This window comes from Acinetobacter lwoffii, from assembly GCF_024129855.1.
Taxonomy (GTDB): Bacteria; Pseudomonadota; Gammaproteobacteria; order Pseudomonadales; family Moraxellaceae; genus Acinetobacter; species Acinetobacter lwoffii_L.
On the sequence record NZ_JAMXXC010000004.1, the window covers coordinates 116,424 to 129,368 of the forward strand.

The following is a 12,945-nucleotide window of genomic DNA, read 5'->3' on the forward strand; positions in this document are numbered from 1 at the left end:
TTCTATGGATAGAATGATGCAGCCAATTAAAGATTATCTGTTTGCTGATCAGCACAATTATCAGGGTAATGTCGATGAGCGTTTTAGCGATCTTGCCCGTCAGTTTAGCCGTTTGCAGGATGCACGTACCGAACAGGGTGGTGCCGCACTGGTGGTATATTTTGAGGGACAAAAGGTCGTCGATATTTATACCGGTAAAAAGTCTGTCACTGAAAACTGGCAACCGGATACCATGTCGCTGTGTTATTCCACAGGTAAAGGTGTGCTGGCGACTTTGGCGCATATTCTGGTCAGTCAAGGTTATCTGGATTATGATCGACCGGTTGCAGAATACTGGTCTGAATTTGCACAAAATGGTAAAGAAAATATTACTCTGGCACATATGCTCAGTCATCAAAGTGGCCTGTTTGATATCCGTAATATCATTGATGATGCCACTGAAATGGTCGACTGGTCGCATATGCTGGACCGGATTGCGGCAGCGGAACCACGTTTTCGAGTTGCAACAGATGCAGCCTATCAACCGCTGACTTTTGGCTGGCAAGTAGGTGGTGTACTGGAAAAAGCGACTGGTAAAAAACTGGGTGAACTGATGCAGGAATATCTGGTACAGCCACTACAGTTAAATGGTGCTTATTTTAGCGTACCGACGCATGAGTTAGCTCGGGTGGCCTTACCTATTTTAAAGCCTAAAACAACTAAGTCTCAAACACAAACTGCGAAAAAAACTACACCAAGAAAGCCGAACCTGATGGAGCGAGCCTTGGTCTTTAGCGGGCAGGATCCTCAGGATTTTCAGGATGCCATGATTCCCAAAGGCATGAAGAAATTTAGTTTCTTTAGTGAACAGGGGCTACAAGCGATTATTCCCTCCGCCAATGGTGTCTTTACCGCAGAGAGTCTGGCAAAAATCTATGCCATGCTGGCCAGTCATGGTGAATGGCAAGGTCAGCAACTGATTTCGCCTGAGGTGTTCCAGCGACTGAGTCAGGTGCAGTACAAAACACGCGATCGGATCATGCCTTTACCGATGCACTGGCGCTTGGGTTATCACCGTGTTCTCACTTTAGGAAAAGCCTCTAAAGGTTTTGGTCATATGGGGTTTAATGGCTCTGGTGCTTGGTGCGATCCTGAGCGCGGTTTGAGTTTTGCCTATACGCATAATTTCCCGACAGGTTCATTAACTGGAGATTACCGTCTTTGGGGCCTGACGCAAGAAACCTTGCGCTGTGCGGATGCGGTACTGACCGGTCGCAAAGGCTGGCGCTAAATATCCCTGATTTGGGAGTTTAGCCCGTTAGCTAAATATGTTATTTTGTCGCGCAGTCCATGGCTGTGGTGTGAAGTAATGAAAAAAGTGCTGGTGATTCCTCTGGTCGCAAGCAGTGCGTTGTTCGGATGTCAGGAGCCGAATCAGCCGGCTGCAAAAACGGTGATGGAAGCCAAAGCTCAGATTCCTGCCTGGGTCGGGAGTTATCAGGGCACAACACCATGTATGGGATGCTTTTCAAGTTGTGAAGACTGTCCAGGCATGGCAGTGGCCTTGACCTTGAATGAAGATCAGACCTTTACTTTACAGCGTGAAAGTTTAAGTGGTCATAATGAAATTGAAACAATGAGCGGGCAGATTCGGTTTCAGGATGAATCACAACAAAAGATTGAACTGCTGAATGTCGATACCCGAAATCTGCTCTATGTCGATCTGAAAAAGCATGTTCTGGAAATTCGTGAAGATCAAACAGGCAAACGCTACCAGATGCAAAGTGACTTTATCCTGTTTGAATCGGTCTAATTTTAAAAAAGTATTTGTTTTATATCCCTTTTTCAATGATTTTGATCAAGGGATTTTTATTCTTTATAAACCGGCATTCATTTCACTATTTTATAAAAAAACAGTATGCTTAGACCTGTAAAAAGGAGCATACATGTATCAAGTACTTGCGCGAAAATACCGTCCTCGTAATTTCAATGAATTGGTGGGGCAAAACCATGTATCACGTGCTTTAACCAGCGCGCTCGAACGTGGCCGTTTGCATCATGCCTATTTGTTTACGGGAACGCGTGGTGTCGGAAAAACCACGATTGCACGTATTTTGGCGAAGTGCCTGAACTGTGAAACCGGTATTACTTCGACTCCTTGCGAGGTGTGCCCGACCTGTACCGCAGTCAATGAAGGCCGCTTTATTGATTTAATCGAAATCGATGCGGCGTCACGCACCAAGGTGGAAGATACACGTGAGTTGCTCGACAATGTGCCTTATGCACCGACTCAAGGTCGCTTTAAAGTCTACCTGATCGATGAAGTGCACATGCTCTCCACGCATTCTTTCAATGCGCTGTTAAAGACGCTGGAAGAACCGCCAGAACATGTCAAATTCTTGTTTGCAACCACCGATCCGCAAAAACTACCCATTACCGTAATTTCTCGCTGTCTGCAATTTACTTTGCGTCCATTGGCAGTCGATGAAATTACTGAACATCTAGGCCATATTCTTAGCAAAGAAAGCATTCAGTCTGATCAGGATGCCATCTGGCAGATTGCTGAATCTGCGCAAGGTTCATTACGTGATGCCTTGTCGTTGACCGATCAGGCGATTGCCTATGGTCAAGGAGCGATTCAGCATCAGGATGTTAAAGACATGCTGGGGCTGATTGACCGTACCATTGTTTATGATCTGATTCTGGCGATTCACCAGAACCAGAAAGCGCAGGTTAGTCAGTTATTGCTACAGTTCCGTCAGCAAGCTCTGGATGTGTCACTGGTGCTCGACCAGTTGATTTCGACGTTGCATGAACTGGCCTTATTGCAATATTTACCAGATTTAAGCCTGAAATATAGTGCCGAGATCAATCGAAAGATCATGCAATTATCCGGTCTGATTTCTGCACAAGACCTGCAACTGTATTATCAGATTGCCTGTAAGGGTCGTGCCGATTTACAGCTTGCAGTTACGCAGGAACAAGGCTTTGAGATGACGGTGCTACGCTTACTGGCTTTCCGTCCTTTACAGCCAAGCGAAATTCCAGTGATGCAGGAGACTGCATCGCAACAGGCAACAACTTATACAACACGCATACAGCAGCCCGTTCTGACACAACTTCAATCTAAATCAGTAGAAACACAATCATTGGAGGCAGAAATGGTATTTGATGATTTTTCTCTGGACGATGAGACAGATGAGGAGATTGATGTCGCATCAGCGTCTGAACCTTCTTCGGATGATTTTTTGGATGAAGACGAGCCAACCAGCATCAATGCGCCTGAACCTGTCCAGCCTGTAGCAACTCAAACAGTGATTGAAGAAGTGCGGTCTAGTGATCAAATTGTTTTTGATCCAAATGATGACAAAGGCCTATTTGGTTTTGATGAAATCAGGAGTACGCCAGAAGCACCTGCTACCAGCAACAGTTCGGATGATTTCCTGCTTGAAGAGTTTATTCCTGCAGATGCTGTCATCCCTACCGAGCCAGCACAAGACAGTATGCCTGCTGATGAGGAATTTAGTCTTGCTGCACCGGAATTGGAACTTTCACAGGATTCGATTGCTCAGCCTGCTCTTGAAAACACAGCTCCGGTTCAGCCAGTTGCACAGACAGCTTTGCTGGAAGATATTTCCCAAGATGTAAATACGCAGAATCTGATGCCACAGGATATTCTGAAAATACCTGAACAAGCCTTGGAAGGTGAGTGGAGCGTAGAAAAATGGGAATACTGGTTCCGTAACAGCCAGCTTTCTCCAGCGGTACAGGAACTGGCGCAGTATGGCGTCATGACTGGCCAGATGAATGGCGAATCCATTTTCCATATTCCTGAACAGTACCAACAGTTGTTGACCCAGTTGCAACATAATCTGGAAGCTGCTTTGCAACAGCAATGGCCGCAAACCAATTTCCAGGTGAAATTTGAAAATGTGGACCAGTTAACGCCATATACCATGCAACATCAGCGTAAGGCACGTGCCTTTAAACGTGCCGAAGAATTGTTACATGCTGAACCGGCTGTACGTGATCTGCTACAGCAGTTTGACGGTGAACTGCAAAATATTCAGCTGAAATAGGCTGGATGTTAAGTCACAACAAATCGAGATAAAGCATCCCGCATTTCAACTGGAATCGGGGTGCTTTTTCGTGTCTCACGATCGACAAATACATGGACAAAATTGCCTTGTGCAGCGGCTGTATCCGAGTTGCGTTTAAAAATAGCCAGATCATAGCTGAGCGATGAATTTCCCATGCTTTCAATGGCTACGCCCACTTCAATAATTTCCGGATAAGACAGTTCCTGATTAAACTGACAGTTGGAGCTGACGACCAGTCCAATCATGGGTGAATATTTTGGGTCAAAAGCAGCTTCCTGAATCAGCAGGGCATTGGCGGCGGTATCAAAATAACTGTAATAAGTCACATTGTTGACATGGCCGTACAGATCATTGTCTGCCCAACGGGTTTGAATGGGTAGGAAAAAAGTATAGTGTTCACGCTGTTTGATGGTGGCTTTCATCACTATTCAGTCCTCAGCTAGATAAGGCTTAGGTGGAAATTGATCTAGGAATAGATCGCCTGATAAATCTGATAAGCATCCTCCACCTTGAGTTCACGTGGATTATTCTGCAACAGCCGGCTTTGTTGCATCGCATCTTCTGCCATCACCTGCAGCATATGTTCTGGAACATTCAACTGATTTAGTTTTAGAGTCAAACCGCTTTGCATCAGATGATTATTAAAATGATCAATAAACAGATCGGTCAGGCCATCATGGCAACCTTTACTACGGGGATCCAGCCAGGTCATCAATTCCGCATAGAGCTGTTTGGCCGCTGGCGCATTAAACTTTAATACTTCAGTTAGAACCAGTGCATTGCTATGCCCATGCGAAAGATGAAAATGTCCACCCAGTGGATAAGCCAGCGCATGTACGGCAGCGACTGGTGCATTGGCAAAGGCTTGTCCGGCCAGCATGGAACCGACCAGCATATTTTGGCGGGCATCTAAATCATGACCGTTTTGCAGTACACGTTGCAGATTGGCATTCAGTAATCTTAAAGCCTGTTTGGCCAGCATATCCGAATAAGGATTTTTCTTGTGTTTTGAGGTATAGGCTTCAATGGCATGTACCATGGCATCAATGCCGGTGGCGGCAGTGATCTGTGCTGGAAGATTCTGGGTAAATGTTGCATCCAGAATGGCAATATCTGCAAAAAGGATCGGTGCCACAATACCGGTTTTAGTGGTTTCACCTGTGGTGACAATCGAAATCGGCGTCACTTCTGAACCTGTTCCAGCCGTAGTTGGTACCAGAATTAAAGCTAAACGCGGTCCGGTGGCATTATCAACGCCATACAGATCAGACAATGTCTGATGCTGTTCAGGATGCGCCAAAATTGCAATGAGTTTGGCCACATCCATCGAGCTGCCACCACCAAAGCCCAGCACCACATCAATATTTTCCTGTTTTGCAAAAGCCACCGCTTCAAGCACCACTGTATCGGGCGGATCGGCCTGAACATCCGAGTAAATCACATACTCCAGTCCGGCAGATTCAATAATATCCAGAATCGGCAGATGTAATTGCTCCTTCAGCATACCCGGGTCAGTCACCAGTAGAAGACGGCGATAACGGCCATTTTTTAGAATTTTAAATAATTCCTGAATCGTGCCTAGTCCGGCAATGATATTGGGGACGGTTTGAAACTGAAAACGATTCATGGCGATATCCTTGATTTTTTTATTGCAAATACGAGATTATTCTATGGTTGTAAGATAGGAATCAGTATATAAATAACTTAACATAAGAATCTTTAAAATAAAGTAGCTCTGAGGTTGTTTATGTCATCCAGAACGCCATACAAGGTGTTATGTGTTTGTTTGGGAAATATTTGCCGCTCTCCCACGGCAGAAGTTGTACTCAGACATTATTGTGATGAACAGCAACTGAACATTGTGGTCGACTCTGCCGGAACCAGTAATTATCATCCCGGCAAGGCACCGGACTTGCGTAGCCAGAAGCATGCACTAAAACGTGGCTATGACCTTTCAGCACTTCGCGCACGTCAACTCATTCCACACGATTTTATTGATTATGATCTGATTCTGGCGATGGATCTGGAGAATTTATCCAATATCCAGGACATACAGCGTCTGGCAGAAACTCGGTTTGGCCATGTACGTGCACGCGTGGCATTGATGAGTGAGCATGATCAGACCTATCCGAAACAGGCCTTACCCGATCCTTATTATGGCGAAGCGGATGGCTTTGAGCGGGTGCTTGATCAGTGTGAATCCAGCAGCCAGGCCTGGATTGAGATTTTTAAACAGAATTTACACAAGGTTTAAGCGATGCAGATTCAAACCCAGGTTCAACTTAAACCTTTTAATACTTTAAATTTAGAAGCGATTGCTTCGCACTATGCTCAGATTCAATCCACCGCTGATCTGCTAACTGCACTGGATTTTGCGGAACAGCAGCAACTCAATGTGCTGATCCTGTCAGGCGGCAGTAATATGTTGTTGCCGGAGCAGATTGATGCGCTAGTTCTGCATATGGATATTCAAGGCATTGAAATGCTGGATGCTGATGATCAGTCGCAACGTTTACGTGTAGGCGGCGGACAAGGCTGGCATGACTTTGTGCTCTGGACCACGGCACAAAGTTTATATGGCCTACAGAATCTAGCTTTAATTCCGGGTCGGGTCGGTGCATCGCCAGTACAGAATATTGGCGCTTATGGCGTTGAAGTCGGCGAGTTTATCGATTCCGTCGAGGTCTATGACCGTCAGCTGAAACAATTTGCCTCGATTCAGGCAGCAGACTGTCAATTTGCCTACCGGCATAGTATTTTTAAAGATGATCCCAACCGTTATGTGATTACCCATGTGACTTTTAGATTACTTAAACAGCCAGATTTGAAACTGAATTATGGTGATCTGAAGACTGCGGTTGGTGATCAGCTCACAGCAGAAAACCTGCAGCAACAGGTCATTCAGATTCGTCAGAGTAAATTGCCTGATCCACAAGAATTTCCCAACGTGGGCAGCTTCTTTAAAAATCCGGTGGTTGATCAAGCGGTCTTTGACCAAATTGCTGTATCTTTCCCGAATTTACCCCATTACCAGCAAGCCAATGCTCAAGTTAAACTGGCAGCGGGCTGGCTGATTGATCAGGCGGGCTGGAAAGGCAAACAGTTGGGACCTGTCGGTATGTTCCACAAACAGGCGCTGGTGTTGGTGAATTATGGTCAAGCATCTCTCACCGATGTCCGTAAAACGTATCGTGCAGTACAACAGTCAGTTTGGGAAAAATTTAGTCTAATGCTGGAGCCTGAACCTGTATTGTTCGATAAAAATGGCTTGATCCGTTCTCATCAGGAAGAGGAATAACATGAAAAACACCCATTGGATGGTACGTTTGCTACAAATTGTCACTGGACTGTTTGTGCTATGCGGCTGTCTACTGGTGTTGGTTTATACGCCTTTTTACTCAAAAATGATCGTCAAGGGCTTAAACCAGTTTGTCTCCTTAGAGCTAAATGAAGTCGCGGCTCAAAGCCAGAAAATGGCTGCACTCAGCGAACATGAAAATCTGGAACCTGGCTCTGATTTGTGGATTGCCCGTCAGGCTTATTTAAAGGTCATGGAACAGGATATCCAGCAAAATAATTCTGCCAACCTGATGCTGATTCAGGCGCGTTATAAAGCACTGCAGCAAGTAATTGAAGAATATCAACGCGAGCAGCAGGATCAAAAAGCAGAGCAAAGTCCACCTGCTCAGGTGCCGTTATTGTCCTCACAGGAAGGTGCAGAACCAGTCGATCCGACAGCAAATGTCCGGGAATTGCTGGAGTGGGACAGTAGTGAAAACAAGGAACGTATTGAGCAATATATGGAGTTTCTGACAACGCATCCGCTGGAACAAGGCGAAGCCAGTTCGGTACAGGAAACCGATGGAGAGGAAATCCAGCAGGACTTGGCTTTACTACAAGAGCAACAGCAGGCTAAACCGGCGAATAGCTCCCAGCCTTATGCCATTGTGGTATTGGGTGGTGGATTAACTTTAGATGACCACGGCAAAGAAATTGTCGTCAATAACTATACGCGACTACGGCTGGAAACCACGCTGGCAGTAGAGAAACATTACCAGTTGCCGATTGTTCTGAGTGGGGTCGAAGCGCCGTATATGCAGCGCTGGTTAAAAAATCATGGTGTCGATGCCAAATTACTGGAAGATCGCAGCATGAACACCTGTGAAAATACCCGTTTCAGTTCATTATTATTACAAAAGAAAGGTGGAGCGCCTACAGTGATTCTGATTACGGATCGTTATCATATGCCGCGTACCCGCCGTTTATTTGCGTTAAATGGCATACAAACCATTCCGGTAGAAGCGCCGATGCCAACGCCATTGACACGATGGCGTCCAAGTGCACAAAATTATGATCACAGTCGTCGTGCCAATTATGAAATGTTGGCGACCATGCGCGATATGTGGTTTGGATCCAGTGACTGTCGGGAGGTGCCATAATGTCTGATATCCCATTTTTAAATCCCACCATTCTGAAACAGCTGGATTTACCCATTCCGAGTCGGGATGTTACGCCTCAACTCTTGCCACCTTTAAACCTGAATCGTAGTGATGAACCGCCGATTGATCTGCAGTCCTATCGAAAGCTTTATGGTTTTGATTTACTGGACTGCAAACACTGGCAGGGCTATGTACAGATGCCATTATTCAAGTTGCATGTACAGGTGTTTGAACCGAATCTGGAAAATACCCGCTTTGATAAGATTCAGGGAACCGCTTTTTTGCTGCATGGTTATCTGGAACATAGCGGTATTTATCAGCCGATTGTCAAAGAGCTTTTGGAACAGGGTTTTAGCGTATTGACCTATGACTTGCCGGGACATGGTCTCAGTGATGGTTCACCTGCTAGCATTCAGAATTTTGATCATTATCAGCAGGTCTTGCATGCAGTACATCGCTATGTACAGCACGCTTCACAATTACCGAAACCTTGGGTGGGCATCGGCCAGAGTACCGGTGGTGCGATCTGGATGCACCATTTACTGGAATTTGCAGAACGTCGTGAAAATCCTTTTGTCGAGCGGGTCTTGCTATTATCACCATTGATTCGTCCCGCTAAAACTGCCTGGTGGCATAATTCGGTCGGATTGGGCATTATTAGCCGAATCAAACGTGAAGTTCCCCGACATTTCAGACGCAATAACCATAATCCGGAGTTTTTGCGTTTTATCCGGCTTAAAGATCCATTACAACCGCGAATAATGGGCATGGACTGGATTTTGGCGATGTCACGCTGGATGCTGGAAATGGAAGCGCGTCCGGCTTGTCGTATTCCAGTCTGGCTGGCACAGGGTGCACAGGATCAGACTGTGGACTGGCGTTATAATATCGAATTTATCCGGCGTAAATTCCGGCTCCAGACTTTGCTTATGCTGGAAGAAGGTTCACACCAATTGATCAATGAGCGAGCCGATATTCGTGCTGCATTGACGGGTTTGATTCCTGCCTTTCTGCATGCACACGGCAGCAAAACTTATTATTAATAGATTGAAAATTTAATATTTAAAAAGGCGTTTATGAAAACGCCTTTTTTAGTTCTAATGCTATTGATTTAAAATTTTTCTAATTGGGCCAAATTCCACATCCGGAAGTAGAAGTTCTCCTCATCCTTATTTTCACAGGACAATAATTCACCTTCTTTGAGCCAAAAATGAATCTGCGCAAAGTTCTTTATTTCGTGATTATTCACGCGTTGTGCCAGATGATGCGCCTTAATAGCGGAAGGGTGTTTGAGACCTGCGGAAGCTATTAGTTCAGACAGGGCATGTAAGGTGTTTTTATGAAAATGAAACACCCGTTCGGCCTTGGTCGGCACATGTAAGGCTTTCTGGCGATCTTTGTCTTGGGTGGTGACTCCGACAGGGCATTGATTGGTATGACAACTTTGTGCCTGAATACAGCCCACTGCAAACATAAAACCACGGGCAGAGTTCACCCAATCCGCACCAATGGCAAGCGTGCTGGCAATATCGAATGCACTAATTATTTTACCACTTGCACCAATTTTGATCTTATCTCTCAAACCTGCACCAACAAGGGTGTTGTGTACAAACAGCAAACCTTCTCTTAAAGGGGCGCCAACATAGTCAATTAATTCAATGGGTGCAGCTCCGGTTCCACCTTCAGAGCCATCAACCACAATAAAATCCGGATAAATCTGGGTATGTAACATGGCTTTGACCATGCTCATAAACTGCCACGGCTGGCCCAGACATAGCTTAAATCCGACCGGTTTTCCGTTGGAAAGTTCACGTAATTTTTGTATGAAATGCATCATTTCAATCGGTGTGCTAAATGCCGGATGACTCGAAGGTGAAACACAATCATGATCACGGCTGATGCCTCGAATTTGGGCAATTTCTTCCGAAATTTTACTTTTAGGTAAAATACCGCCGTGGCCAGGTTTTGCGCCTTGCGAAAGCTTGATTTCAATCATCTTCACTTGGGGTAATTTGGCTTGTGCAGCAAAACGTTCCGGATCAAATTGCCCATCTAAAGTACGGCAGCCAAAATAACCACTGCCAATTTCCCAGACCAGATCACCGCCATATTCCAGATGGTAGGGACTGATACTGCCTTCGCCTGTATCATGGAAAAAATCACCTTTTTGAGCGCCGAGATTAAGTGCACGTATCGCATTGGCACTCATGCTGCCAAAGCTCATGGCTGAAATATTTAAAATAGAAGCTGAAAAGGGCTGGGTACATTGCTCATTTCCAATCAGGATACGAAAAGTCTGCGGATCAGCAACTTTGCAGGGCGTGATGGAATGACTAACAAAGCGGTAATTATCTTCATAGACATTCAGAATCGAGCCGAAAGGTTTATCAGAATTTTCATTTTTTGCCCGCTGATACACCAGACTGCGCTGCATACGGGAAAAAGGCAGTGCGTCCCGGTCGGCTTCAATAAAATACTGACGAATCTCGGGACGGAATTCCTCAAAGATAAAGCGGAAATGTCCCATAATGGGATAATTTTTCAGAATGGAATGCTTATTTTGTAGTACATCATACAAACCCAGCAAACTCAGCAGAATGCTCAGGATCCATAGGGTATTCACTAACGTTTGCGGCATAAAATAATAGATATAACGCGGTGAATAACCGATATGAAATGTAGTAAAAATCACTGCAATCAGAATGCAGGCAAACCAGACCGAATGGCGGGAAAAGAAAGTATTGAGCAGCTTGTGACGTACTAATTGAGCAGGGTTAGCCATTGTAAAATTAAGTCCCTATTTCTACTTCTATAGGGCTTTATGATGTGCAGAGCGAGGTATCTTATACAAGCAGAGAATTGTTATTCGATTTTATAAACTTGCCGAAAATGCTATTAAGCCAGACAATGAATCGGCAGCGATTACAGATAAATTTTACGGAAAAAGTTCTATAGAAAAAATCTGCAAAAGACATGCATTCTATTTATTTCACAAGTAAGGCGGATGACTTTATAGTCGGTTTATTCACTACATAGGAGTCTTAAACCATGACCAAAAAATCCATTCGCTTTAATGATGCTGAACTGGCTTGCTCATGTCTCAGTCATTTTTAAATATTGATGTTTCATCCAGGCTGCATTTCGGGGTGTTAAAGAAAAGCAGCCTGGCACAGCGGCAGATCACCACAACAAGAACAAAAATATAAGCATAATTCTCCAGTCCCCAATTTGGGGATTTTTTTATTCCGGAATACATAAAAGAATCTGGATGAAGCCTGTGTGGTTAAGGGTTTTCCTCATCCAGTTGAGCGACTGCATTGGCCACAATACTCGGTTCAATATGTTTAATCTTTTTACCAAAGCTACGCAGCCACCAGACCAGTTGAGAGGTAAATGGCACGGTAGCAGTGATCAGCGACATGCCATCTTCCATTTTTTCAATTTTCTGGTCTTTACTGAGCTGGCTTTCCTCAAAGTAATGCGCATCCGACTCTGACATGCTGAGTTTAAGCGTGACATTTTCGGTGGGATGGTTGAAGTCCACCCGGAAGCCCAGTGCACCAGAATCAATATAATCATCAATATCGAAATTGACCGGATGCAAGGCACGTGAATTCAGCACGACGGCCGATTTAAAGCGGTGCAGTGCAAAGGTCTGGATATCCGATTTGTCATGACGGGTACACACCAGATAAATGATTGACCCTTTTTGTACCAATGCCAGAGGATTGAGAATATAGGTTTTTTCTTCGCTGTTATGACCACGGCCCTGATACACACATTCCAGTTGTTTGTCCTGTAACAGGCCTTCATACACCGCTTGCTGCGCGGCCTTATCTACCACAGGTGGAATCAGCGGTTGGGTGGCCGGAACAATGCGTACGCGGTTAATCCATTGCCGGACATTGTTCTGGGAAGAAAGACTGCGTCGTGCCAGATCAAACCACGGATTCATTTCCTCGATCAGGCTCGGTGGCAGCAGATGTTTTAAATGTTCTTCGACCATCATGAAAGTGACCGCTTGCGAGCTGGTCATATGCGGCAAACTTTGCAGCGGCGCATCTGAACGCCAACGCCAGCCTTGCGGCGTGGTTTTACTGCTTTCAATTGGAAAGCGTTGCGCAATCTGATTCAGGTCACGCTGAATGGTACGTAGACTGATATCGATGCCTTCGCGATTGAGGATTTCCTGTAATTCACGTGTTCCCATCCATTTGCCGGTAGAAAGACGCGACAAAATTTGCCATTGGCGATACAGACTGTTTGAAGTTTCTTTTTCTTGTGCTGACATAATTTATTTTGCTGGCAATAAAGAAGAGGGGATTTAGGCTTAGCTTAACACAATAAAAAAACTCTCATTTTTTCGCAAGTCCCTCTGTGCAACATTTGTCCTACAATTCTAAAACAACTTGGTCGAAAATGGCATT

General features: G+C 45.0%; 11 protein-coding genes. 7 read left to right on the top strand and 4 right to left on the bottom strand.

The window, feature by feature from the left end:
• Positions 1-16: 16 nt before the first annotated feature.
• The 3 genes from NI465_RS05495 to dnaX all read left to right on the top strand — a co-directional run bounded on the left by NI465_RS05495 (position 17) and on the right by dnaX (position 4,058).
• Positions 17-1,270 carry a serine hydrolase domain-containing protein gene (locus tag NI465_RS05495; RefSeq protein WP_253144560.1) on the top strand — a complete coding sequence of 418 codons (1,254 nt, stop codon included), beginning with the start codon at positions 17-19 and terminating at the stop codon, positions 1,268-1,270.
• A 78-nt stretch (positions 1,271-1,348) separates the two neighbouring features.
• Complete coding sequence (locus tag NI465_RS05500; RefSeq protein WP_195725876.1) at positions 1,349-1,792, top strand: copper resistance protein NlpE N-terminal domain-containing protein; 444 nt, start codon at positions 1,349-1,351, stop codon at positions 1,790-1,792.
• Positions 1,793-1,925: 133 nt separating this feature from the next.
• Positions 1,926-4,058 (top strand): DNA polymerase III subunit gamma/tau, encoded by a 2,133-nt coding sequence (dnaX, locus tag NI465_RS05505; RefSeq protein WP_253144561.1) that lies wholly within the window; start codon positions 1,926-1,928, stop codon positions 4,056-4,058.
• An 8-nt stretch (positions 4,059-4,066) separates the two neighbouring features.
• Here the strand turns inward: dnaX and NI465_RS05510 are convergent, their stop codons facing one another.
• A complete protein-coding gene (locus NI465_RS05510) occupies positions 4,067-4,501 on the bottom strand; it encodes an acyl-CoA thioesterase (protein WP_004645428.1) in 435 nt (144 codons plus the stop codon).
• 44 nt (positions 4,502-4,545) lie between these two features.
• Complete coding sequence (locus NI465_RS05515; RefSeq protein WP_213687394.1) at positions 4,546-5,706, bottom strand: iron-containing alcohol dehydrogenase; 1,161 nt, start codon at positions 5,704-5,706, stop codon at positions 4,546-4,548.
• 120 nt (positions 5,707-5,826) lie between these two features.
• On the opposite strand from NI465_RS05515, the gene NI465_RS05520 reads away from it, so the two are divergent.
• The 4 genes from NI465_RS05520 to NI465_RS05535 are packed head-to-tail and all read left to right on the top strand — an operon-like array spanning position 5,827 to position 9,561.
• Complete coding sequence (locus tag NI465_RS05520) at positions 5,827-6,333, top strand: low molecular weight protein-tyrosine-phosphatase (protein WP_005252177.1); 507 nt, start codon at positions 5,827-5,829, stop codon at positions 6,331-6,333.
• 3 nt (positions 6,334-6,336) lie between these two features.
• Positions 6,337-7,377: a UDP-N-acetylmuramate dehydrogenase gene (gene murB, locus NI465_RS05525; RefSeq protein WP_253144564.1), complete on the top strand. Its 1,041-nt coding sequence runs from the start codon at positions 6,337-6,339 to the stop codon at positions 7,375-7,377.
• Between the two features lies 1 nt (position 7,378).
• The gene (locus NI465_RS05530; RefSeq protein WP_253137634.1) at positions 7,379-8,518 is read left to right on the top strand and encodes a YdcF family protein; all 1,140 of its coding nucleotides are present in this window, start codon (positions 7,379-7,381) and stop codon (positions 8,516-8,518) included.
• Complete coding sequence (locus tag NI465_RS05535) at positions 8,518-9,561, top strand: alpha/beta hydrolase (RefSeq protein ID WP_086044703.1); 1,044 nt, start codon at positions 8,518-8,520, stop codon at positions 9,559-9,561. The genes NI465_RS05530 and NI465_RS05535 overlap by 1 nt, the downstream gene beginning before the upstream one ends.
• A gap of 68 nt (positions 9,562-9,629) precedes the next feature.
• On the opposite strand, the gene NI465_RS05540 is transcribed toward NI465_RS05535, so the two are convergent.
• Together NI465_RS05540 and NI465_RS05545 are read right to left on the bottom strand one after the other, a co-directional pair.
• Complete coding sequence (locus NI465_RS05540) at positions 9,630-11,300, bottom strand: FMN-binding glutamate synthase family protein (RefSeq protein ID WP_004645422.1); 1,671 nt, start codon at positions 11,298-11,300, stop codon at positions 9,630-9,632.
• A gap of 501 nt (positions 11,301-11,801) precedes the next feature.
• Entirely contained in the window at positions 11,802-12,809 is a 1,008-nt protein-coding gene (locus NI465_RS05545) for a helix-turn-helix transcriptional regulator (protein WP_004278803.1), read from the bottom strand.
• Between the last annotated feature and the right edge of the window lie 136 nt (positions 12,810-12,945).